The 22,686-nt window shown below is 56.0% G+C and carries 25 protein-coding genes; 13 read left to right on the forward strand and 12 right to left on the reverse strand.

From position 1 onward, the window contains the following. The first annotated feature begins 176 nt into the window (after positions 1-176). Positions 177-734, forward strand: coding sequence for an ATP-dependent protease subunit HslV (gene hslV / locus ACR0DH_RS15350; RefSeq protein WP_480550413.1), 558 nt, complete (start codon positions 177-179; stop codon positions 732-734). On the opposite strand, the gene ACR0DH_RS15355 is transcribed toward hslV, so the two are convergent. After that, on the reverse strand, positions 726-1,967 hold the full coding sequence (locus tag ACR0DH_RS15355; protein WP_480550415.1) for an MFS transporter: 1,242 nt from the start codon (positions 1,965-1,967) through the stop codon (positions 726-728). The genes hslV and ACR0DH_RS15355 overlap by 9 nt on opposite strands. Positions 1,968-2,155: 188 nt before the next feature. On the opposite strand from ACR0DH_RS15355, the gene hslU reads away from it, so the two are divergent. The 3 genes from hslU (at position 2,156) to ACR0DH_RS15370 (ending at position 5,884) form a co-directional block, all read left to right on the forward strand. After that, the gene (gene hslU / locus ACR0DH_RS15360) at positions 2,156-3,463 is read left to right on the forward strand and encodes an ATP-dependent protease ATPase subunit HslU (RefSeq protein ID WP_480550417.1); all 1,308 of its coding nucleotides are present in this window, start codon (positions 2,156-2,158) and stop codon (positions 3,461-3,463) included. Between the two features lie 100 nt (positions 3,464-3,563). Then, the gene (locus ACR0DH_RS15365; protein ID WP_480550419.1) at positions 3,564-4,667 is read left to right on the forward strand and encodes an alpha/beta hydrolase; all 1,104 of its coding nucleotides are present in this window, start codon (positions 3,564-3,566) and stop codon (positions 4,665-4,667) included. Beyond that, entirely contained in the window at positions 4,664-5,884 is a 1,221-nt protein-coding gene (locus ACR0DH_RS15370; protein WP_480550421.1) for an MFS transporter, read from the forward strand. The genes ACR0DH_RS15365 and ACR0DH_RS15370 overlap by 4 nt, the downstream gene beginning before the upstream one ends. Here the strand turns inward: ACR0DH_RS15370 and ACR0DH_RS15375 are convergent. From ACR0DH_RS15375 to ACR0DH_RS15385, 3 genes are read right to left on the reverse strand one after another with little or no spacing between them, the layout of a single operon-like run. Continuing rightward, positions 5,881-6,468 (reverse strand): Smr/MutS family protein, encoded by a 588-nt coding sequence (locus ACR0DH_RS15375; protein WP_480550423.1) that lies wholly within the window; start codon positions 6,466-6,468, stop codon positions 5,881-5,883. The genes ACR0DH_RS15370 and ACR0DH_RS15375 overlap by 4 nt on opposite strands. Further along, positions 6,468-7,508 carry a murein transglycosylase A gene (gene mltA, locus ACR0DH_RS15380; RefSeq protein WP_480543719.1) on the reverse strand — a complete coding sequence of 347 codons (1,041 nt, stop codon included), beginning with the start codon at positions 7,506-7,508 and terminating at the stop codon, positions 6,468-6,470. Before mltA ends, ACR0DH_RS15375 begins: the two co-directional genes overlap by 1 nt. Then, complete coding sequence (locus tag ACR0DH_RS15385; RefSeq protein ID WP_480550425.1) at positions 7,505-8,164, reverse strand: Tim44/TimA family putative adaptor protein; 660 nt, start codon at positions 8,162-8,164, stop codon at positions 7,505-7,507. Before ACR0DH_RS15385 ends, mltA begins: the two co-directional genes overlap by 4 nt. A 108-nt stretch (positions 8,165-8,272) precedes the next feature. On the opposite strand from ACR0DH_RS15385, the gene ACR0DH_RS15390 reads away from it, so the two are divergent. Then, a complete protein-coding gene (locus tag ACR0DH_RS15390; protein ID WP_480550427.1) occupies positions 8,273-8,773 on the forward strand; it encodes an FxsA family protein in 501 nt (166 codons plus the stop codon). 54 nt (positions 8,774-8,827) lie between these two features. Then, the gene (gene secB / locus ACR0DH_RS15395) at positions 8,828-9,328 is read left to right on the forward strand and encodes a protein-export chaperone SecB (RefSeq protein ID WP_480550429.1); all 501 of its coding nucleotides are present in this window, start codon (positions 8,828-8,830) and stop codon (positions 9,326-9,328) included. Positions 9,329-9,352: 24 nt separating this feature from the next. On the opposite strand, the gene dnaQ is transcribed toward secB, so the two are convergent. Genes dnaQ through ACR0DH_RS15415 form a run of 4 tightly spaced genes read right to left on the reverse strand, consistent with a single transcriptional unit; the run spans position 9,353 to position 12,087 of the window. Beyond that, complete coding sequence (gene dnaQ, locus ACR0DH_RS15400) at positions 9,353-10,075, reverse strand: DNA polymerase III subunit epsilon (protein WP_480550431.1); 723 nt, start codon at positions 10,073-10,075, stop codon at positions 9,353-9,355. Beyond that, positions 10,056-10,661, reverse strand: coding sequence for a dephospho-CoA kinase (coaE, locus tag ACR0DH_RS15405; RefSeq protein WP_480550433.1), 606 nt, complete (start codon positions 10,659-10,661; stop codon positions 10,056-10,058). Before coaE ends, dnaQ begins: the two co-directional genes overlap by 20 nt. Further along, positions 10,658-11,491, reverse strand: a complete 834-nt coding sequence (locus tag ACR0DH_RS15410; protein WP_480550435.1) for a shikimate dehydrogenase — start codon at positions 11,489-11,491, stop codon at positions 10,658-10,660. Before ACR0DH_RS15410 ends, coaE begins: the two co-directional genes overlap by 4 nt. Then, a complete protein-coding gene (locus ACR0DH_RS15415) occupies positions 11,488-12,087 on the reverse strand; it encodes a Maf family protein (RefSeq protein WP_480550437.1) in 600 nt (199 codons plus the stop codon). Before ACR0DH_RS15415 ends, ACR0DH_RS15410 begins: the two co-directional genes overlap by 4 nt. A gap of 404 nt (positions 12,088-12,491) precedes the next feature. Between ACR0DH_RS15415 and ACR0DH_RS15420 the strand changes: the two genes are divergently transcribed. From ACR0DH_RS15420 to ACR0DH_RS15450, 7 genes are all read left to right on the forward strand, one after another. Then, positions 12,492-12,941 carry a CopD family protein gene (locus tag ACR0DH_RS15420; protein ID WP_480550439.1) on the forward strand — a complete coding sequence of 150 codons (450 nt, stop codon included), beginning with the start codon at positions 12,492-12,494 and terminating at the stop codon, positions 12,939-12,941. Positions 12,942-13,063: 122 nt separating this feature from the next. After that, positions 13,064-14,335 carry a transcription termination factor Rho gene (gene rho, locus ACR0DH_RS15425; RefSeq protein ID WP_480550441.1) on the forward strand — a complete coding sequence of 424 codons (1,272 nt, stop codon included), beginning with the start codon at positions 13,064-13,066 and terminating at the stop codon, positions 14,333-14,335. A gap of 30 nt (positions 14,336-14,365) precedes the next feature. Further along, the gene (gene mnmE, locus ACR0DH_RS15430) at positions 14,366-15,652 is read left to right on the forward strand and encodes a tRNA uridine-5-carboxymethylaminomethyl(34) synthesis GTPase MnmE (protein WP_480550443.1); all 1,287 of its coding nucleotides are present in this window, start codon (positions 14,366-14,368) and stop codon (positions 15,650-15,652) included. A 12-nt stretch (positions 15,653-15,664) separates the two neighbouring features. Continuing rightward, positions 15,665-17,533, forward strand: coding sequence for a tRNA uridine-5-carboxymethylaminomethyl(34) synthesis enzyme MnmG (gene mnmG, locus ACR0DH_RS15435; RefSeq protein WP_480550445.1), 1,869 nt, complete (start codon positions 15,665-15,667; stop codon positions 17,531-17,533). Continuing rightward, positions 17,530-18,150 (forward strand): 16S rRNA (guanine(527)-N(7))-methyltransferase RsmG, encoded by a 621-nt coding sequence (gene rsmG / locus ACR0DH_RS15440; RefSeq protein WP_480543710.1) that lies wholly within the window; start codon positions 17,530-17,532, stop codon positions 18,148-18,150. Before mnmG ends, rsmG begins: the two co-directional genes overlap by 4 nt. After that, positions 18,143-18,946, forward strand: a complete 804-nt coding sequence (locus tag ACR0DH_RS15445) for a ParA family protein (protein ID WP_353008488.1) — start codon at positions 18,143-18,145, stop codon at positions 18,944-18,946. Before rsmG ends, ACR0DH_RS15445 begins: the two co-directional genes overlap by 8 nt. Positions 18,947-18,967: 21 nt before the next feature. After that, positions 18,968-19,864 (forward strand): ParB/RepB/Spo0J family partition protein, encoded by an 897-nt coding sequence (locus ACR0DH_RS15450; RefSeq protein WP_480550447.1) that lies wholly within the window; start codon positions 18,968-18,970, stop codon positions 19,862-19,864. On the opposite strand, the gene ACR0DH_RS15455 is transcribed toward ACR0DH_RS15450, so the two are convergent. The 4 genes from ACR0DH_RS15455 to rph are packed head-to-tail and all read right to left on the reverse strand — an operon-like array spanning position 19,854 to position 22,680. Further along, complete coding sequence (locus ACR0DH_RS15455; protein ID WP_480550449.1) at positions 19,854-20,207, reverse strand: YbaN family protein; 354 nt, start codon at positions 20,205-20,207, stop codon at positions 19,854-19,856. The two genes, ACR0DH_RS15450 and ACR0DH_RS15455, sit on opposite strands and share 11 nt — an antisense overlap. 4 nt (positions 20,208-20,211) lie before the next feature. After that, positions 20,212-21,366, reverse strand: coding sequence for a radical SAM family heme chaperone HemW (gene hemW / locus ACR0DH_RS15460; RefSeq protein WP_480550451.1), 1,155 nt, complete (start codon positions 21,364-21,366; stop codon positions 20,212-20,214). Next, complete coding sequence (gene rdgB / locus ACR0DH_RS15465) at positions 21,356-21,970, reverse strand: RdgB/HAM1 family non-canonical purine NTP pyrophosphatase (RefSeq protein ID WP_480543706.1); 615 nt, start codon at positions 21,968-21,970, stop codon at positions 21,356-21,358. The genes hemW and rdgB overlap by 11 nt, the downstream gene beginning before the upstream one ends. Then, positions 21,967-22,680: a ribonuclease PH gene (gene rph, locus ACR0DH_RS15470; RefSeq protein ID WP_480550453.1), complete on the reverse strand. Its 714-nt coding sequence runs from the start codon at positions 22,678-22,680 to the stop codon at positions 21,967-21,969. Before rph ends, rdgB begins: the two co-directional genes overlap by 4 nt. Between the last annotated feature and the right edge of the window lie 6 nt (positions 22,681-22,686).

Consider the following 22,686-nt stretch of genomic DNA (forward strand, 5'->3'; position numbering starts at 1 on the left):
AACAGCCGACCCGTTGTCGGTTGTAAGCCTCATGTAGGATGCGCGACCCGGACTCACAATTGCTCGTTCGACAGTCCCGATCTGCGTCTATTGCATATCTTTTACGCAGTTTTAGAACGGGTTGCGCCGATCCAGCACCCGGCCCATATATAGCGACAAGCAGAACGGAGGCTTTCATGGCAGACAGCGATTTCCCCGGTTGGCACGGCACGACCATCATTGGCGTCAAGAAAGGCGGGCAGGTTGTCATTGCCGGGGACGGGCAGGTCAGCCTGGGCCAGACCGTGATCAAGGGCACCGCCCGCAAGGTACGCCGTTTGTCGCCGGGCGGGTTCGAGGTGGTTGCTGGTTTTGCCGGATCAACAGCAGACGCCTTCACACTGCTGGAGCGGCTGGAAGCCAAGCTTGAAGCCACGCCCGGCCAACTGGCCCGCGCCTCTGTGGAACTGGCCAAAGATTGGCGCACCGACAAATACCTGCAAAAGCTTGAGGCGATGCTGATTGTCACCGATGGCAAGGACCTGTTAGTGATCACCGGGGCAGGGGATGTGCTGGAACCCGAGCACAACGTGGCTGCCATCGGATCGGGCGGGAACTTCGCGCTCGCCGCAGCCCGCGCGATGATGGACAGCGACAAAGAGGCCGAGCAGGTGGCGCGCGAAGCGATGGCGATTGCCGCGGATATCTGCGTTTATACCAACGGCAATCTGACTATCGAGACAATCTCAGGCTAACAGCGCCTTAATCTCTTTCCCTTTCCAGCGGCGGTGCATCCCGATCAGACCAAAGATCGCGGCCACAACGACGATGTAGTAGGGCACGCGGATATCGATGCTCATCAACCCGCCGCCGATTAAGGACATGATGCCACCCGCCAGGCAGAATACTGCGGTGGTCACGCCCATAACCCAGCCCTGATCCGTCTCGCTGACGGATGATGAAAACAGGCCCAGCAGGGTCGGGTAGGCGACGCCGAACAGGAAGTAGAAGAAGAACACCGGCACAAAGCTAAGTACCCCGCTGGGGCTGAAGGCGAATGCCAGCCCGCAGATCACCATGACGATCAGCGCAGTGTAAATGATCTGATGCTTGCTGAACCTCTCTTGTGCAGGTTTGACAAGGAACGTGCTGGAAAATGCCAGCGCAAAGCCAATGACCACCATCGCCATGCTGCCACCTATCACGCCATAGCCGAAACGGCTGGTCAGGAAGTTGTCAACAAACACGTAGAAGGTCACGTTGGCGATCATGAAGAAGGAATAGACTGGCAGGATTTTCAGAACCATCGGGTGGCCGCGCACGGCGATCAGGCTGTCAGTGATGTCGCGCGGGCGAAAGACAAAAGGCTCGCGTTCGGTGCGGGTGTCCTTGAAGTATGTCATCACAAGGAAGATGGCGATCAGCACGAGGACAAACGCGCCATAAAACGGGGTTTTCAGCGTCGCGTAGCTGCCCAGCAGGGCGGCATCTGACAGAACGGCTCCGATAATCGGGCCGCCCACAAGGCCAAAGCTGACGCCCGTCACGATATACCCCATGTTTCGGTCACGGTCCGCAGCATCTGTGCTGCCGTCGATCATTGCTGCCTGCGCGATGGGCTGGTTGCCTGCCGTGAACCCTGTGATCGACCGCCCGACAATTAGCATGATCAGACTGTTCATATAGAGCGCCGCGATGGTCAGAGCATAGCCTACCAGCGCCCCACCCAGACAAACCAGCAAAGCATTCTTTCGCCCGATGGAATCTGAGACTTTCGAGACATAGACCACACCAAGAAACCAGGACAGGAAGAAGCACCCAATCACGAGGCCATAGTAGAAATGCCGCTGTCCTTCGGGTGTGCTGTCAGGCAGGAAGCCCGATTTCGTTTCCATGATCAGCGAGTTGATTATCGGAAAAACAAGGCCTTGTCCGATCAGGTCCACAAACACCACAAATAGCAGGGTGATCTTGGCGATTTTCGTCATCTCTGCGCTCCTGACCCGCAAGGCATTGAAATCACTGTAACAGAGTGGGCGCGCTTCACCTATAGAAAGCATTGCAAACCGGGTGGTGCATTGCTAACCAACGCTGCCAATACAGCCACTTGGTTGTTTTCATGCCGCACATGATTACCTAAGCCCAAGTTTGACCTGCCGACTGAAAGGACTGCGCCTTGACCGACCTGACCCCGCGCGAGATTGTCTCGGAACTGGACCGTTTCATCATTGGTCAGAAAGACGCCAAGCGCGCCGTTGCCGTGGCGTTGCGCAACCGCTGGCGGCGCAAGCAGCTGTCTGATGACATCCGCGATGAGGTCTATCCAAAAAACATCCTGATGATTGGCCCCACCGGTGTGGGCAAAACCGAGATCAGCCGCCGCCTGGCCAAGCTGGCGCGCGCACCTTTTATCAAGATCGAGGCCACCAAGTTTACCGAGGTCGGTTACGTGGGCCGTGATGTTGAGCAGATCGTCCGCGACCTAGCCGACGCCGCCATCGTTCAAACCCGCGAATACATGCGCGAGGATGTCAAAGCGCGCGCGCATCAGGCCGCCGAGGATCGTGTAATCACCGCCATTGCAGGCGAAGACGCCCGTGAGGGCACGCGTGAGATGTTCCGCAAAAAGCTGAAAGCGGGTGATCTGGATGATACGGAGATCGAGCTGGAGCTATCGGAAACCGCAAACCCGATGCCGATGTTCGATATTCCCGGCCAACCGGGTGGCCAGATGGGGATGATGAATCTGGGCGATATCTTCGGCAAAGCCTTCGGCGGGCGTACCGTCAAGAAACGGATGACCGTCGCCGAAAGCTACGACGCCCTGATCGGCGAAGAGGCCGACAAGCTGCTGGATGATGAAACCGTCAACCGCATCGCGCTGGAATCCGTCGAACAAAACGGCATCGTCTTTCTGGATGAAATCGATAAGGTCTGCGCCCGCTCGGACGCACGCGGTGGCGATGTAAGCCGCGAAGGGGTACAGCGCGACCTGCTGCCCCTGATCGAAGGCACGACGGTCAGCACCAAACATGGCCCGGTGAAAACCGACCATATCCTGTTCATCGCTTCCGGGGCCTTCCACATCGCCAAGCCGTCGGACCTGTTACCTGAGCTTCAAGGACGCTTGCCCATTCGGGTCGAATTGCGTGCGCTGACCGAAGAAGATTTCGTGCGCATCCTGACCGAAACTGACAACGCCCTGACCCGCCAATATACCGCCCTGATGGGTACCGAAGAGGTCACGGTCAGCTTTACCGAAGACGGCATTGCGGCGCTGGCGCGGATCGCGGCGGATGTGAACCAGAGCGTCGAAAACATCGGCGCGCGGCGGCTCTACACCGTGATGGAGCGTGTGTTTGAGGAACTGTCCTTTACCGCACCCGACAAGGCCGGGACCGAGATCACCGTCAATGCCGCCTTCGTCGAAGAAAACCTGGGCGAGCTGACCAAATCCACCGACCTGAGCCGTTACGTTCTGTAACAGATTCAGCTGGATTTTGCCGCCGCAGATTCCCCGTGTCACTGGACGCGAGGGCAGAAATCGATAGCTTAGCGCAAAGCATTTCCGAAGGTCTTGTGCATTGCGCTATGTGGTCATTCTGTTTCTGATTTTCTCGGTTGGGGCCTGTGTCGACAGAACCGTCACAGAAACAGTGCCCTCGGCACTGTCTATTGGTACACCCAAGACGGTGTTCGCCAGCACCTCGCGCGCAAAAGAACCGGATGGATCCTATGGGTTCCGGCGCGGCGACAGCCTTCGCTTTCTTGAAACCACTGTTTCAATCCCCCCGACCCATACACCCGGGACGCTTAAGTTTTCATACGCCAATGCAAACCCGAAGAAAGAGTTTGTGCTGGCCAATGTGACTGAATTGGATGGCCCGAACGGGTTAAAAGAACATCTGCAGGGTCAGGATGACGTGACGATTTTCGTCCATGGCTACAATTCGACCCAGACCGAAACCCTGTTCCGGGCGGCGCAGCTGTCGAATGATATCGGAATACCCGGCTCGATCCTGGTTTATTCATGGCCCAGCCGCGCAACGGGGTTTGGCTATGCCTATGATCTGGACAGCATGCTGTTCGCGCGCGATGGGCTGGAACAAACGGTTCGCAGTTTGAAATCCATGGGCGTGAAACGCGTTGTTCTGGTCGCGCATTCCATGGGTGGCGCGCTGTCGATGGAGATGATGCGACAGGCCGAGTTGAAAGAACCTGGCTGGGCCAAAAGAAATCTGGAGGGTGTTGTTCTGATCTCACCCGATCTGGATGTTGATCTTTTTCGATCTCAGATGACCCGGATTGCAAACCCGCCCGACCCGTTCATCGTGATGGTGTCGCAGAAGGACAAGATACTCAATATCTCGGCTCGCCTGCGCGGGACCGCAGAAGGTGAGCGTTTGGGGAACATCAGTTCGATCGATGCGCTGGAAGAGTTTCCAATCAACGTGATCGACACAACTGCGTTCAACAGCGATGCGCAATCCTCGCATTTCGTGGCAGCCACTTCGCCAGCGCTTTTGGCGATTCTCGGCTCGGTCCGGCGCGTCAGCGGCACGTTCGGGCCAGACGACAGGCGCAGTCGGGGCATCAACAATCTGGTGCCTGAAGATCAACGCAACCCCGATGGCGCAACCGAAATTGTGCTGACCGAAACCGGACAGGCAGAGGTGACAACGCCGTGACGCGGTTCAACCTGCGTCAATTCCTTCATGACAATGCAACCTGGCTTGGCGCTGGTGTCCTGTTGACCTTCCTGTCCAGCTTTGGGCAGACATTCTTCATCTCGGTCTTTGCTGGAGAAATCCGCGCAGCCTACGGGCTGAGCCATGGGGCCTGGGGCGGGCTTTACTCACTGGGCACCTTGGTGGCGGCAGGGGTGATGATCTGGGCCGGTGGCCTGACAGATGTGTTCCGCGTCCGCGTTCTGGGGCCTGTTGTCCTTGCGGGGCTTGCCCTAGCAGCACTTGCGCTGGCTTGGAACACTTGGATCGCGCTTTTGCCGGTGGTCATCTTTCTGCTGCGGCTGTTCGGGCAGGGGATGAGCACACATCTGGCACAAGTCGCCATGGCACGCTGGTTTACCGCATCACGTGGCAAGGCCCTGTCAATCGCCTCGCTGGGCTATTCCATCGGTGAGGCTCTGCTGCCCCTCAGCTTTGTTGCTGCAATGGCTTTTGTGGATTGGCGCTGGATTTGGGTTTTGGTGGCAGGTCTGATCCTGCTGGGTATTCCGGTTCTGATCCGTCTACTGCGTCAGGAGCGAACACCCCAAAGCCTTGCGGATGAATATGCGTCAACGGGAATGCAGGGCCGTCACTGGACCCGCCGTGAGGCGCTTTTGCATCCGCTGTTTTGGTGCATGGCGCCAGCTATTCTGGGGCCCTCGGCGTTCATCACGGCCTTTTTCTTCCATCAGGTCCATTTGGCCGAGGTCAAAGACTGGGCTCATATCCAATTGGTGGCCTTGTTCCCGATCTTTACCGTCGTTTCGATCGTCTCAATGTTTGCGGCGGGATGGGCATTGGACAAATGGGGCGCCGCCCGGATCATGCCATTCTATCAGATACCAATGGCGATGGGCTTTGGCGTCATGGCCTTTGCAGACACCATCGGCATCGCTTTGATTGGCTTGATCTTCATGGGCATCACCGGCGGGGCCCATAACACATTGCCCAGCGCGTTTTGGGCCGAGTTTTACGGCACCCGACATATCGGGGCCATCAAAGCCTTGGCAACCGCGCTGATGGTATTAGGCTCTGCGATAGGTCCGGTTTTGACCGGTGTTTTGATCGACCTTGGTGTCCCGCTCAGCCTACAATTCCTGTGGATCGCAGCGTTTTTCCTGCTGGTTTGCGCATTAATCGGTTTGGGTATCCGGCGCGCGAGAACTGATTTCTAACGTGTGCGTCTTAGGTAGACGTAGTAAGCCCCGTCTCCACCATGGCTGATATGGGCCGGGGTCACCTGCATCACCGCCTGTGCCAGCGGCGGGATGGACAACCAGTGCGGCACCTGATTGCGCAGCACGCCGCGCGGGGTCGGGATAGGGCCGGGTTCGTCCCGATCCTTACCCTTGCCGGTAATCACCAGCACCAGCCGCTTGCCTTGCGCCTGCGCCGTCAGAACAAAGCGCACCAGTGCCGGATGTGCTGTTTCAATCCGCATCCCATGCAGGTCCAGCTTGCCCTCGGGCTTCAGCTTGCCGCGCTTCATCCGACCGAACGCCTTGGTGTCCATCTGAACTGGCGCAGCGCGCAACGTTTCCGTTATCGACGGCTTCAAACTGTTTCCGGATGGTCTGTCTTGATGGGTCTGGCCCAGTTCAAAAGTTTCGAGCCGAGGTTTCGGCAGCTTCTTAGGTGTCGGCTTGGGCAGGGTTGTCGGGTGCACGGTCTGAGGCATCTCGGGATGCAACCGTTCAGCCTGTTTAGTGACCTTACGCCAAAGCTCGATCTCGTCACTTGTCAGCTTGCGCCGGGTCATCAGAATTCATCCGGCAACAGGGCGTAAGCACGTTGAATGGGTAACAACAGGATCATCCGGCCCGGATCTTTCAACCTACCCGCAGCTTGTCCGGCCTCGTCACCAGTTCCAAAAAAGATATCAGCCCGCTGCGCACCTTTGATGGCAGATCCGGTATCCTGTGCAATCATCAATCGGCGCAGAGGGTTTGCACCATCTTTCTCGACCCAGACCGGTGCACCCAGCGGTGTATACACCGGATCGGCGGCAATACTGCGCATGGTGGTCACAGACCGGTTCATGGCGCCCAACGGCCCCAATTCGGGCGCAACGCGGCTCACTTCGCGGAAGAACACATAGGAAGGGTTGTGAAACAGCAGCTCGGCCCCAGCCTGTGGGTTCTTGCGCACCCAAGCGCGGATCATCTGGGCGCTGACTTCGTGCGATCCCAGAATCCCGCGCCGGATCAGTTCAACGCCTATCGACCGATAAGGGTGCCCATTGGCACCACCATAGCCAACGCGCAATGCGCCACCATCGGGCAGCTTTACCCGGCCCGAGCCCTGAATCTGCAGAAAGAAAAGTTCGACCGGATCATCAACCCAAGCAATTTCCAGGCCACGGCCTTGCATCACATCACTGGTCAGGATTTCCCGACGGCTCAACCATGGCCCATCACTTCGGGCTTCGGGCGGCATTTTGTAGATCGGATATTTGAAGCGTTCGGTGCGGACCCTCGAACCATCGAGTTCAGGCTCGAAATACCCGGTGAACAACGCGTCCTCGCCATCCTCAACCAGAACCGGGCGAAAGAACAGCTCGAAGAAGGCGCGTGCGGCATCCGCATCATAGCTGCGCGCAACACCGCAAAGCGAGCGCCAATCCGGATGTCCCAGATCACCGCAGGTATTCAGAAAAACGGAAAGGGCCGCGCCGTGATCATCCTCGGCCCAGCCCTGTAAATCATCAAATGACAGAATGGATCGCGTCACCTCTGCTCCGGTGGCGCTGGCGGTGGTCATTGCACCCACCAGAAAAAGCGACCGGAGCGTTGCAATCATGCGTCCGTGGCAACAAGCAGCCAGTTCGGATCGTCCTTGCCCATCACGCGGGCAAAGGTCCAGCTGTCCTTTTGGCGTTTCACGGTGTTCGGGTTGCCCTCAATGATATCGCCGCCACGATCCCGCACCACCGAAGTCAGCTCACCCACGAACTTCATGGTGATCTCGGCCTCGTTGGTGTCCTTGTCGAACTTCACATCCGTCAGGGTGGTTTCACGCACGCCGATGAATTCCGCCTCGATCGTCAGGCCCTTGTCTTCGCGGTCGGCAACAACCGAAACAAACGTGTCAAACACCTCTTCCGACAGGAAGGGTTGGATTTCATCCAGGTTGCCCTTTTCAAAGCCCATCACGATCATCTCATAGGCACCGCGTGCGCCCTGAACAAACTCGCTGACGGAAAAGCTGGGCTCAATCCGCTTCATCGCGGCCAGAGTTTGCGCCTGATCGCTGTCTTCGGGAACATGGTCGGTGATGTCATGATCGGGGCCACCCTCGATCACCTCAAAATCACGGCGCGACGCGTTTGTATCGGGTTGATGCGGGACAGGAGGCTTTTCAAAGCCCTCACGCGAACCCAATACGCTTTTCAAGCGCAGGATCAGGAAAACGGCAATTCCGGCCAGGACCAGCAACTGGATCATGGGTTCGTTCATTTCATCCTCTTCTCAGAGCCAAGACTTTGTGTACACGGCCTCTTGCCACTATGTAGGTGACAGGGCGAGGCAAGTCCACAGCCTGGCCATATGGAAAGGATAGCGCAAATGTACCTGTTCTTGGCATTTTTGTTGGTACCCATCATCGAAATCGCCCTGTTCATACAGGTTGGCGGCCTGATTGGCCTTTGGCCAACGCTGGGAATTGTGGTTCTGACAGCGATTTTGGGCACCATTTTGGTGCGGACACAAGGTCGCATGGCGCTGGGACAGCTGCAGCAATCCTTTGCCACACTGGATGACCCGACCGAACCGCTGGCCCATGGCGCGATGATCCTGCTGTCGGGCGCGTTGCTTCTGACGCCCGGCTTTTTCACGGATGCTGTTGGGTTTGCACTGCTTATCCCCGGTGTCCGGGTCGCGGTGTTCCGCTATCTAAAGTCCAAAGTCAAAGTCACGCAATTCCAGATGGGGTCAGGGGCAGGCTTTCAGACCCAGCGTGACCCTTTTGATCAGGGTGATGTGATTGACGGAGAATTTACCGAAGTGCGCCCCCGGAAAGACCCCTCAAAACCATCGAAATGGGTCGAAGGCCCCCACGAGCATTGAGGTGCCGCGCCCAAGTTGATAAGCAGTGGCGAATTTCATTTTTGGAGTAGATCCATGGCCGAAGAAAACGCTGCAGAAAACACCGCGGCACAAACTGCCCCTCAGGTGCAAATGCGCGTTCTGGGACAGTTCATCCGCGATATGTCCTTTGAAAACGTGATGGCGCAAAAAGGCGTGTCGGGTGACGTGCAGCCCGAAATTCAGGTTCAGGTGAACCTGGATGCCAAGAAACGCCCGAACGAACATCAGTTCGAGGTGTCGATCAAACTGAACCTGACATCCAAAGCCAAGGGCATGGATGATGTTCTGTTCATGTGCGAGCTGGACTATTGCGGCCTGTTCCACGTGGAAGGTGTGCCCGAAGACCAGATGCACCCGTTCCTGATGATCGAATGCCCGCGCATGCTGTTCCCGTTCCTGCGCCGCATTGTCAGCGATGTAACCCGTGACGGTGGCTTCCCGCCGGTGAACCTGGACAACATCGATTTTGTTGCGCTGTATCGCAACGAGTTGATGCGCCGTCAGGCAGCTCAGTCGGAAAAGACCGACGCCTAGGGTTTTGACCCGTGCCTGACGGGATCAGGCGCGGGTCCAAAGGGCGCTTTCGCCCAATTTCTCAACAAATGCCTCATGCGCAGCGCGTTCCTCATCGGTGATCCGTGAGGGCAGAGATGTCGTGCGTGGGCTTGGCCGCCAGTCATCTGCTCCACCCGGACCCGAGACAGCAGAGGTGGACAGGCCAAAATCGGGCTGACGACCACCGATCAATTCCAGATAGACCTCGGCCAAGATCTCCGAGTCCAACAACGCCCCGTGTAGCACCCGGTTCGAATTGTCGATGTTGAACCGTCGGCATAGCGCATCCAAAGACGCGGGCGAACCGGGAAAGCGTTTCCGCGCGATGGCCAGCGTATCAATTGCTTGATCCATCGGCAGCGGGGCCATACCCATCCATTTCAGTTCTGCGTTCAGGAATTTCATGTCGAACGAAGCGTTGTGGATCACCAGCTTTGCGTCGCCCACAAAATCGCGAAACCCCTGACCGACCTTTGAAAAAACCGGTTTGTCTTTCAGCGTGACTTCACCTTTTTCTGCCGGGCGCGGGGATTCCAACAGGTCAGGGCCGATGCCGTGTACACCAAACGCTTCTTCGGGCATGGATCGTTCGGGGTTGATATAGACGTGATAAGTCTCACCCGTGGCGACATGATTCCACAGCTCAACTGCGCCGATTTCCACGATCCGGTCCCCACTTTCGGGATCGAACCCTGTGGTTTCGGTATCAAGTACAATCTCTCGCATCTGCCATCCCCGCCCGTATCTGCCTGACCACATCCTGCACCTGTGCGCGGGCGTGGTCCAGAGTGTCAGTCTCGATCACATAATCCGACCGCGCACATTTTTCATCATTTGGCATCTGCTTGGCGCGGATCTGTTTGAACTGAGCCTCAGTCATCGTACCGCGCGCCATGACCCGGCGTTTTTGTTCCTCAGCAGGAATAGAAACGCAGGCTACCGCGTCCATGGCTTCGTTGCCGCCGGTTTCAAATAGCAGCGGGATGTCGAAGACCAGAATGTCCGCCGTTGCGTTTTCGCGGAATGCCGCACGGTCCGCCGCAACCAAGGGGTGGACAATGACCTCGATGGCTTTAAGCGCAGAGCCGTCCTGAGAAATGATCTGTTTCAAAGCATCCCGACTGACCGCTCCGTCGATGATGGCGTCAGGAAAGGTGGTGCTCATCGGCTCAACCGCTGCTCCGCCGGGCGCATAAAGCCGATGCACGGCTGCATCCGCATCCCAAAGCGCGCAGCCTTCGTTGACAAACATCTGCGCCGTGGTGCTTTTCCCCATGCCAATCGAGCCGGTCAGGCCAAGCGCGAAACTCATGCCAAAGCCGCCGCGCGGGTGTCGGCGTCAACCTCTGGCCGGACGCCGAACCAACGTTCAAACCCGGGAACCGCCTGATGCAGCAACATACCAAGACCGTCGACTGTGGTGCACCCGGCCTCTTCCGCTGTTTTCAGAAGATTAGTCTTCAAAGGTGCGTAGACCAGATCAGTGACTACCGCACCAGGCTGCAACCCATCCAATGGCACTCGCAGTTCCGGTTGGCCCTGCATGCCCAGAGACGTTGTGTTCACCACAAGTTCTGCATTTTCAACGACATTTCCGGCCTGAACCCAATCGACCACGGTAATGCGCTGACCGAATTCTTCTTTCAGATGGTCCGCCCGCGCACGGGTGCGGTTGGTCAGCAGAATCTCGGGCACACCTGCATCGGCCAACGCCTGCAACACCGCGCGCGCCGCTCCGCCTGCGCCAAACACGACAGCTGGCCCATCCTGAGCATTCCAGTCTGGCGCACCGCTACGCAAATTCTCCATAAACCCATACCCATCGGTGTTGTCAGCGTGGATCGAACCATCCTCGCGAAACACCAATGTATTCGCGGCCCCGATCATCGTTGCCCGGTCAGAAACATGATCGGCAATCCGTAAAGCGGCTTCTTTATGGGGCACGGTCACGTTCGCGCCCACGAACCCGGCCTTGGGCAGGGTCTCCAACACGGTCTCAAGATCCGCAGGGGCCACATCCATTGGAATATAGTGCCCCGGCAGCCCATAAGTCTTCAGCCAATGCCCATGCAGCTTGGGCGACCGAGAATGCCCGATCGGATGCCCAATCACCCCGGCCAGAGGAACACGATAGTCTGTCATTGATCGATCACCCCTTTGACAGCCAGATAGTTGAGCAGTTCCAACAGGGGCATACCCAAAACGTTAAAATAGTCGCCGTCAATGGTCGCAAATAGGCGTGCACCTTCTTCTTCCAGTTTATAGGCCCCAACCGCATGGCGAATACTATCCCAGTTCCGGTCAACGTAGTCGCGCAGATAGGCATCCGAGCTCATCCGCATCTGCAGACGGACCTGACCGACGTGTCGCCAGATCGGCTCTCCATTCTGATAGATCACCGCTGCAGATAACAGTATATGCCGCTTGCCCCGCATTGCCTTGAGCTGTGCCAACGCGTCCTCGGGTGTTTTCGGTTTCGACAGCAGCCGCCCCTCAAAATCCAGCACCTGATCACACCCCAGCACCATCGCGCCCGGAGATTTGTCGCTGACCTTGCGCGCCTTCATCTCGGCGAGCGCATCGGCAATATCGCGGGGCGAGGCCTCTTCAGCCAGCAACGCGCGCTTTAAAGTATCCTCATCCACGCGCGCCAGCTGCACGGTGAAAGGCACGCCCGCGTTCTCCAGCAACTGCGCGCGAATGGTTGAGCCTGAGGCTAGGATGATGGGGACAGACATGTGGAAAACCCCGTGTGCAAATCATTGAGCGGTCTTGAACGCTTTGTATGGTTTTAAGATTGACACGCAAGCCCGGGAAAAACCCGCGAAACTTCCCTGAGTCGCCCGAACGCTATCCAACCGGGACAAGGATAAGTCGAAACCGAAGGATAACTGAAACTTTAATAGATATGCAGGCAGTTATCCCCACAGCACGCTACTTAGATTCCATATAAGTATATGTATTATATATGTTATTTTATATAATCACAGAATCACATTGATTTCCTGTAAAACTGTCCACCTGGGGAAAATCAAAGGGTAAAAAAGTAATCCACGGAATTTACGCACCCTACAAAACCATCATCCTTTCTTCTTTCTTATTTTTTTATTAGGGAGAGTTCCGAGCAACGCGCGGAGCCAGGATGACTGATCTTCTTTTCACGATCTACCCGTGGGTGAAAGCGCTCCATATTATGGCCGTGATCTCATGGATGGCCGGCTTGTTCTATTTACCCCGGCTGTTCGTCTATCACGTAGAAAAAGCGCAAACAGTCGATGGTGCAAAAGAAATTTTCTTTGAAATGGAAGAAAAGCTTTTGCGGGTAATCATGGGACCAGCCAGTATCGTGGCTTGGGTCTGTGGGCTGATCATGGTGTTCACACCAGGCATCGTCAGTTGGGATTTTGTCTGGCCTTGGACCAAAGGGGCGGCTGTGATCGGGATGACTTGGTTTCATCATTGGCTCATGGCGCGCCGAAAGGACTTCGTTGCAGGTCGAAACACGCTCACAGGGCGCCAGTACCGCATGATGAATGAGGTTCCGACCTTCTTGATGGTGATCATCGTCCTGTCAGTTGTTTTGAAGTTCTGACGGCTTGTTTGACTCTTTCCAACTAAGCGCTTATCTACACCGCAACACGCCCGTCCGGGCGGCGTATTTTCCGTACTGAAATTCCACTTCGTGCCGCACTATCAGCGGTGAAGGTATGTACCATGACAACTGAATCCCTGAATCTGGCCGATCTGAAAGCCAAAAGCCCCAAAGACCTTCTGGCGATGGCCGAAGAGCTGGAGATCGAAAACGCCTCGACCATGCGTAAAGGCGAAATGATGTTCCAGATCCTGCGCGAACGCGCGGATGAGGGCTGGACCGTTGGTGGCGACGGTGTGCTGGAAGTCCTGCAAGACGGCTTCGGCTTTCTCCGCTCGCCCGAGGCGAACTATCTGCCGGGTCCGGATGATATCTATGTCTCGCCTGACATGATCCGTCAGCATTCGTTGCGGACCGGGGACACCGTCGAAGGTGAGATTAAAGCGCCCGATGATAATGAGCGTTACTTTGCGCTGACTAAGGTCACCAAGATCAACTTTGAAGATCCTGAGAAGGCCAAGCACAAGATCCTGTTCGACAACCTGACGCCTCTGTATCCCGATGAGCGCTTGAAGATGGAGATCGAGGATCCGACCATCAAGGACAAGTCGGCCCGTGTGATCGACCTTGTGTCACCCATCGGTAAAGGCCAGCGGTCCTTGATCGTGGCACCGCCGCGGACCGGTAAAACCGTGATCCTGCAGAACATCGCGCATTCGATCGAGCAGAACCACCCGGAGTGTTATCTGATCGTCCTGCTGATCGATGAACGGCCCGAAGAAGTGACCGATATGCAGCGTTCGGTGAAGGGTGAGGTTGTGTCTTCGACCTTCGACGAACCGGCTACCCGCCACGTTGCCGTTTCCGAGATGGTGATCGAAAAAGCCAAGCGTTTAGTCGAGCATAAACGAGATGTTGTTATTCTTCTTGACTCAATCACAAGACTTGGTAGGGCATTTAACACCGTGGTCCCATCTTCGGGTAAAGTTCTGACCGGTGGTGTGGACGCAAATGCCCTGCAACGTCCCAAGCGGTTCTTCGGTGCCGCGCGGAATATCGAAGAGGGTGGTTCGCTGACCATCATCGCCACCGCGCTGATCGACACCGGCAGCCGGATGGACGAGGTCATCTTTGAAGAATTCAAAGGAACCGGTAACTCAGAAATAGTTCTGGATCGCAAGATCGCAGACAAGCGCGTGTTCCCAGCCATCGACATCCTCAAATCCGGCACACGGAAAGAGGACCTGCTGGTCGACAAGGGCGATCTGGCCAAGACATTCGTTCTGCGCCGTATCCTCAACCCGATGGGCACGACCGATGCAATCGAGTTCCTGTTGTCCAAGTTGAAACAGACGAAGACCAACGGCGAGTTCTTCGATTCGATGAATACCTGACACAGGTCTAAACTGACGCGAGGCCTTCGAATGGACACGATATTCGCCTTGGCCAGCGCGCAAGGCAAAGCCGGGGTGGCGGTCATCCGCCTCTCGGGTCCCGATGCACATCGCACTGCAGCCGAGATGTCGGGCGGTGCCCTGTCACCACGGGGTATGGCCTTTCGCACTTTGCGTGATCTCGGCGGTTCTCGGTTAGATGATGGGTTGATTCTGACCTTTCAAGCGCCAGCCAGTTTTACCGGCGAAGACGTTGCTGAACTGCAAATTCACGGCAGTACAGCTACTGTGAATGCCGTTATGCGGTGTCTGTCAGATGTTGATGGGGTGCGTCTGGCCGACCCCGGAGAATTCACCCGTCGGGCGTTGGAAAACGGCAAGATGGACCTGACACAGGTTGAAGGCCTTGCCGATCTGATCGACGCTGAAACCGAAGCACAGCGACAGCAAGCTCAAACCATACTAGCAGGGGAGTTGGGGCAGCTTGCCGAACGTTGGCGGCGCGACCTGATCCGAGCAGCTTCGTTGTTGGAAGCTGTGATTGACTTCGCGGATGAGGAAGTTCCAACCGACGTTACGCCCGAAGTTCGACAGCTGATTTCTGGTGTTGCTGATGACCTTCAGCGCGAGGCTGATGGTGTTCAGATTGCTGAACGCATTCGAACCGGGTTTGAAGTGGCGATCATTGGGCTGCCGAATGCAGGTAAATCAACCCTGCTAAACGCGCTTGCGGGGCGTGAGGCAGCGATCACCTCGGAATATGCAGGAACCACGCGGGACGTGATTGAGGTACGCATGGACCTTTCGGGGTTGCCTGTAACGCTGTTGGACACCGCTGGTTTGCGAGAAACCGAAGACCATGTTGAAAACCTTGGCATCGAACGGGCGCGCAAACGTGCAGAAACGGCTGATCTGCGCGTTTTTCTCTCTGACGATCCCTCGGAACTTGGCGTACCAATTCAAGCGGGCGACATCCTGGTTCGACCGAAATCAGATCTTAGACCAGATGTTGACAATGGAGTTTCCGGGAAAACTGGCCAGGGAATTGATCTGTTGATCAACAATATATCGCGCGTGTTGAATGGTCGTACCACTAGCCATGGTATAGCTACACGGGAGCGGCACAGGGTTGCGCTGATTGCTGCAAAGCGTGCTTTGGACAGTGCAATGTCGGTTCTGGAATCAGGTCCGGACCTGTATGATATCGCAGCAGAGGAAGTGCGTACTGCAATCCGGGCGCTTGAATCTTTGGTGGGCAGAATAGGTGTCGAAGATCTATTGGATGAAATCTTCTCAAGTTTCTGCCTTGGGAAATAAGGAGTGTTTCACGTGAAACATTCAGGTTTTGATGTCGTCGTTATCGGCGCGGGGCACGCGGGAACGGAAGCTGCCCATGCGGCTGCACGTATGGGTGCGTCAACCGCGCTCGTGACTCTGTCAGCAACCGATATCGGTGTGATGTCCTGTAACCCTGCGATTGGCGGCCTGGGTAAAGGTCATCTGGTGCGAGAGATAGATGCGCTGGATGGGGTCATGGGTCGCGTTGCAGATCGGGCAGGTATTCAGTTTCGACTGCTTAACCGCCGCAAAGGCCCAGCCGTTCAAGGACCGAGAACGCAAGCTGACCGAGCATTGTATCGAGCAGCGATGCAAGCGGAAACGGATCAACAAGAGAATTTGAGCGTTCTGGTTGGTGAGGTTGTGGATTTCAAAATGGAGGGGGACCGCGTTGCAGGCGTAATCCTTGGCGACGGATCGGAGGTTTCAGCACGCGCGGTTATTCTGACTTCAGGCACTTTTTTGCGTGGCGTGATCCATATCGGCGATGTATCGCGACCGGGTGGTCGTATGGGAGATCGACCATCTACAAAGCTGGCCGAGAGATTGGACAGCTACGAGCTGCCCATTGGCAGGTTAAAAACTGGCACACCGCCCAGGCTTGATGGGCGGACGATCGATTGGTCGGATTTGGAGAGGCAAGACGGAGATGATGATCCAACGTTGTTCTCATTCTTGTCGACATCTGTAGTCGCACCCCAAATCTCATGCGGTATCACCCATACGAATGCCCGGACACATGAGATTATTGAGAATAATCTCAACAAATCGGCAATGTATGGCGGGCATATCGATGGTGTTGGTCCAAGATACTGCCCATCCATTGAGGATAAAATTGTTCGGTTCGCTGACAAAACCTCGCACCAGATTTTCCTGGAGCCTGAAGGTGTAAATGATCACACCATCTATCCCAATGGCATCTCAACCTCATTGCCGCAGGATGTTCAGCAGGATTATGTTAGGTCTATCAAGGGGCTTGAGAAGGCAGAAATTCTGCAACCTGGGTATGCAATTGAATATGATTATGTGGACCCCAGAATCCTGACTGCCTCGCTGTCGCTTGCTTCAGTGCCAGGCCTATATCTTGCGGGTCAGATAAATGGAACCACAGGATATGAGGAAGCGGCAGCCCAAGGTATGGTCACTGGCCTGAATGCCGCGCTAGAGGTGCAGGGGCAAGAACCTGTGCATTTCACTCGAGCGGATAGCTACATTGGGGTTATGATCGATGATCTAACGACCCGGGGTGTTGCTGAACCTTATCGTATGTTCACCTCAAGGGCTGAGTTCAGATTGTCACTGAGGGCGGATAACGCGGATCAACGCTTGACACCGGTCGGGGTGCAGCTCGGCTGCGTTGGTGAAAACAGGCGCACGCTTTTTGAAAGTAAGATGGCGAAGCTGGAGAGTGCAAAAGCGATGCTTACTGATCGCACCTACACTCCGAAAGAGATCAAAGCCGCCGGCATCAACGTAAATCAGGATGGAAACCGCCGTGACGGCCTTGCGATTCTGGCGTTTCCAGATGTGTCTTTTGAAGACATAGTCCCCTTAATCCCCGATCTGCATGATACCGCACCGGAAATTCGCCGGCAAATCTCGCGGGACGCGCTCTATGCCAACTACATAGCTCGGCAGCAGCGTGATGTGGAGGCGATGAAGCGTGATGAAGCTTACGTAATCCCGCAGAGTTTTGACTATAGTACGCTCGATGGACTGTCTGCAGAGATGAAGCAGAAGTTATCTGCCGCGCGCCCAGCCAACATCGCACAAGCCAGCCGGGTTGAAGGTGTGACACCAGCGGCGCTGACACTTGTGCTGGCAAGGCTTCGTCGTGACGAGAGGCTGCGGCAGGCATGACGTCTGAATTTCCGGAGTTCAACGCACTAGATGTTTCACGTGAAACACTCGATCGCCTCACAACTTATGTCGAGCTGGTCAAGCGTTGGAACCCCAAGATCAATTTGGTTTCCCGCAAGAGCCTGGAGGATATCTGGAACCGGCACGTCCTGGACTCAGTGCAAGTGTTCCGTTGCGCGAAGTCCTTTCGAACATGGGTCGATCTTGGAAGCGGGGGCGGGTTTCCAGGAATGGTCTGCGCTATTATGGCCGCGGACGAGGCATCACAGGCGCGTTTTCAGTTTGTCGAAAGCGATCAGCGCAAATCGGCCTTTCTGCGCAATGTGGCGCGAGAATGCGGTGTTCATTGTGAGGTGATCTCAAAGCGGATCGAGGCAGTTGACCCGCTGGGCGTGGATATCCTATCGGCGCGGGCCTTGGCTGATCTCAAGACGCTTTTGTCATTTTGTGACAGGCACTTAAGCGAATCCGGCTTAGCCTTGTTGCCGAAAGGCGCAAATTGGAAAAAAGAGATGGACGAGGCGCGCGAGGAATGGAAATTCGACGCGGAGCCGATTACAAGTTTAACTGAACCTCAGGCCGTTATCCTTAAAATCAAAGGAGTATCACGTGGTTGATCTGTCTCGTCCTTCCGGGCCCCGGATAATCGCGGTTGCCAATCAGAAGGGTGGCGTTGGAAAGACTACGACGGCAATAAACCTTGCGGCTGGGCTGGCCGAGGCTGGATGCCGAGTTCTGGTCGTTGATCTTGATCCGCAGGGGAATGCATCGACAGGGCTGGGGGTTGAAGACCGGGATTGGACGACCTACGATCTAATTCTTGATGATGCACCGCTCGAGGCAGTTGTTCAGGAAACCGAGATCGGCGGTTTGTTCGTCATACCGGCCACGGTGGACCTAAGCTCGGCTGATATCGAGCTGATTTCAAATGAAAAACGCAGCTATTTGTTGCACGATGCCCTAAGACAGACGTCAATCGATGAATTTGATCTGGATTTTGTTCTGATTGATTGTCCGCCTTCGCTGAATTTGCTGACCGTAAACGCAATGGTTGCTGCACATTCGGTATTGGTTCCACTGCAAAGTGAATTTTTTGCATTGGAAGGCCTCTCGCAGCTTATGCTGACGATCAGAGAGGTTCGACAGACCGCGAATCCGGACCTGAGAATCGAAGGTGTTGTGTTGACCATGTATGACAACCGCAACAACTTGTCCCGCCAAGTCGAAAAAGACGCGCGTGACAATCTGGGTGAGATGGTTTTTAAGACCAAGATACCAAGAAATGTGCGGGTCAGTGAGGCACCATCTTTTGCGTTGCCGGTTCTGCAGTATGACTCGGGGTCGCTTGGGGCGATGGCCTATCGGCACCTGGCGCGCGAAGTCATGCACAAGAACAACAAAGTCGCCGCATAAGCGACAAGTCAGGAGGGCGACGTGAGCGCCAAGAAAACAAAATCAAGGGGCCTTGGGCGCGGTCTATCTGCGTTGATGGCGGATGTGACACAGGACGGAGATGGGCGCGCCCCTGCAGAGCCGCGCCGCCCGGACATGACTGTTCCGATTGAAAAGCTGAAAGCCAACCCCGACCAGCCGCGCCGCACATTTATGCCTGAACAGCTGAACGAGCTTGCGGCCTCTGTTAAAGAAAAGGGCATCATCCAACCCTTGATCGTGCGGTCGATTGAGGGAGGGGCCTATGAGATTGTTGCGGGCGAGCGGCGCTGGCGCGCGGCGCAAATGGCGCAACTACATGATATTCCAGTCATAATTCGTGATTTTGACGATACCGAAGTGCTGGAAGTTGCGATTATCGAGAATATCCAGCGTGCAGATCTGAATGCGGTTGAAGAGGCTGCTGGATACAAGCAGTTGATGGACCGGTTTGGCCATACGCAGGAAAAAATGGCCGAAGCTTTGGGTAAAAGCCGCAGCCATATCGCAAACCTGTTGCGCCTTCTGTCTTTGCCAATGGATGTTCAGGCACTGGTGATCGAAGGCAAGCTGTCAGCTGGCCACGCGCGGGCGCTTATTACGGCAGAAAATGCGTCTGAATTGGCAAAATTTGTTGTCAAAGATGGCTTGTCGGTTCGGGCGACCGAGGCGCTGGTGAAAAAGCAACAGCAAGGGGATACTCCCCGGACAGCGCCTCAGTCCCGCAACTTGAATGCAGGTAAGGATGCGGATACGCGCGCGCTGGAAAAGGATCTTTCGGCCATTCTGGCAATGAAAGTGGTGATCAACCACAAGCCGGGCACTGAAAGCGGTCAAGTCGTTCTGACCTATGAAAACCTGGATCAGCTCGACGATCTCTGCGCGAAACTTAGCCGTTAGGGCGAGTCCAGATAAAGGTCAGCACGGCGCTCAGGACTATGGATTGAATGATCAGGACATAGGGTGGGGCGGATAGAATTAAGGAGATGCCAAAGACGGCGGCGACTGAAACAGTTGCCGCTTTTTTTGCGGCTGGACGAATAGCGCCGGAGCGCTGCCAATCTTCGATCATTGGCCCGAACAGCCGATGCGTCAGAAGCCAGTTGTGGAGGCGGGATGAGGATTTGGCAAAGAAAAATGCCGCCAGCAGAAGAAACGGAACCGTGGGTAATAGAGGAAGAACAACGCCGATCATGGCCAGTGCAACGCAGAGTAATCCGAATGTGGCCCAAAGATACCGCATGCACCTAGCTCAATAGCTCTCGGATGACGGCATTCAGAACGGCGCGCCCGTCTTTGGTTGCTGACACACGGCTTCCGTGTTGTGAGATCATGCCGATCTGGGTCAGGTGATCCAGTTTGGATTGCTCCAGTGGTTCTTTGGCTAATGCAGCAAATCTCTCTATATCTAGCCCTTCGGCAATTCTAAGACCCATCATAAGGTATTCACTTGCTTGATCTTGCAGGGGTAAGGCGGTGCGGCTTTTCTCTCCTGACCCGTTTTGTACCGCGGTCAGCCATCCGTTGGGCGACAGATAAGTTTCGGTCGCTAGTTTCTGCCCGGAAACGGTGATCCTGCCATGTGCGCCAGGACCAATCCCGACATAGTCGCCATATCGCCAATAAATCAGATTGTGCAGAGACTCGGCGCCAGGTTTTGCGTGGTTTGATACTTCGTAGGCGGGCAGGCTATGTGCGTCGCAAATCTCCTGAGTGGCAAGATACATATCTGCGGCGTTGTCATCTTCGGGTAGGCCCCGCAGCTTGCCGACAGCGTATCGGTCGCCAAAGGCAGTGCCGTCTTCGATCGTCAGCTGATACAGAGACATGTGGTCAACAGCCATCGACAGTGCCTCGGTCAGTTCGGCTTTCCAAGCGCCCAAGGTTTGATGTTGCCGGGCATAGATAAGGTCAAAACTGACACGATCAAAGCAAGTGCGAGCGATATCGAACGCGGCGCGTGCCTCGGCGACTGTGTGAATGCGGCCCAATCGGCGCAAATCTTCGTCGTTCAGTGCCTGAACTCCCATGGATATCCGATTCACCCCAGCGTCGCCATAAGCTGCAAACCGGCCCGCCTCAACAGAGCCTGGGTTGGCTTCGAGCGTGATCTCCATGTCGTTGGCAGGGCGCCAGAGAGTGCGGGCTTCGTCGATCACGGCGTCGACGGTGTCAGGGGCCATCAGTGAGGGCGTGCCGCCACCGAAGAAGATTGTGTTCAGCACCCGATCAGGCGTTTCGGCGGCTGAACGCTTTAGCTCGCTAAGATAGCTCTCAAGCCATTGTTTTTGATCGATTTCACGGGAAACATGACTGTTGAAGTCGCAATAGGGGCATTTGGCCTCGCAAAAGGGCCAATGCACATACAGGCCAAAGCCCCCGTTGCGCCAATCATCCGCCAAAGCAGCCTTTCACGAACATTTCCACCGCGCGGCCGCGGTGGCTGATCTTATTCTTTTCCCAGCGATCCATTTCCGCAAAAGTAATGTCGTGGCCTTCAGGGACAAACATTGGGTCATACCCAAACCCGTCCTTGCCACGGATTGGCCAGGTCAGATGGCCGGGGGCGACGCCTTCGAACACTTCATCATGCCCGTCGGGCCAGGCCAGAACCAGCGTGCAACGGAACTGAGCCAGGCGGGGATGCGCGGCGTTTTTGGCTTCCAGCTCGCTATGCGCGCGGGTCATCGCCATCAGGAAATCGCGGCCATTGCTGGTTTCAGCCCAATCGGCGGTATAGACTCCGGGCGCTCCGTTCAGCGCATCGATGGTGATCCCGGAATCGTCCGACAGGGCAGGCAGACCGGTAGCTTTTGCGGCGGCATGGGCCTTGATCCGAGCGTTGCCGACAAAAGTGTCTTCGGTCTCTTCCGGCTCAGGTAACTCCATCTCAGCCGCACCAACCACGGTCACGCCAAAGGGCTCAAGCAGATGTGCCATCTCCTCGAGCTTGCCCTTGTTGTGGGTTGCGACCAATAGCCTGTCCCCGTCGAACTTACGGGTCATGCGGTAGCGGCTTTCTGAGTTGCGGACAGTTCAGCCACGCCTTTTTCGGCCAGATCCATCAGTTGGTCCATCTGGGTGCGACTGAAGACAGACCCTTCTGCACTCATCTGCACTTCGATCAGTTTGCCGGATCCAGTCATGATAAAGTTACCATCAACGCCCGCCTCGCTGTCTTCCGGATAATCCAGATCCAGTACAGGTTGGCCTGCATAGATACCACAAGACACGGCAGCGACGGGATCGACCAGCGGATCGCTGATCACATCGCCCGCCTTCATCAGTTTGTTGACCGCCAGACGCAGCGCAACCCAACCCCCGGTGATCGAGGCGCAGCGGGTGCCGCCATCGGCCTGGATCACATCGCAATCGACGGTGATCTGACGTTCCCCCAGGGCAACCCGATCCACACCGGCGCGCAGGGCGCGGCCGATCAGGCGTTGAATTTCAACAGTACGACCACCTTGCTTGCCCGATGCAGCCTCGCGCCGCATCCGCGTGTTGGTTGCACGGGGCAGCATGCCATATTCGGCAGTGACCCAACCCAGGCCCGAGCCTTTGATGAAAGGCGGCACGCGATCCTCGATCGTGGCAGTGCACAGCACATGGGTGTCGCCCATCTTGATCAGGCAAGACCCTTCGGCATGTTTGGTGAAACCCGTCTCGATTGAAACGGCGCGCATTTCGTTTAGATCACGTCCTGAGGGTCGCATGGGAAT

Source organism: Ruegeria sp. I1, assembly GCF_056532675.1.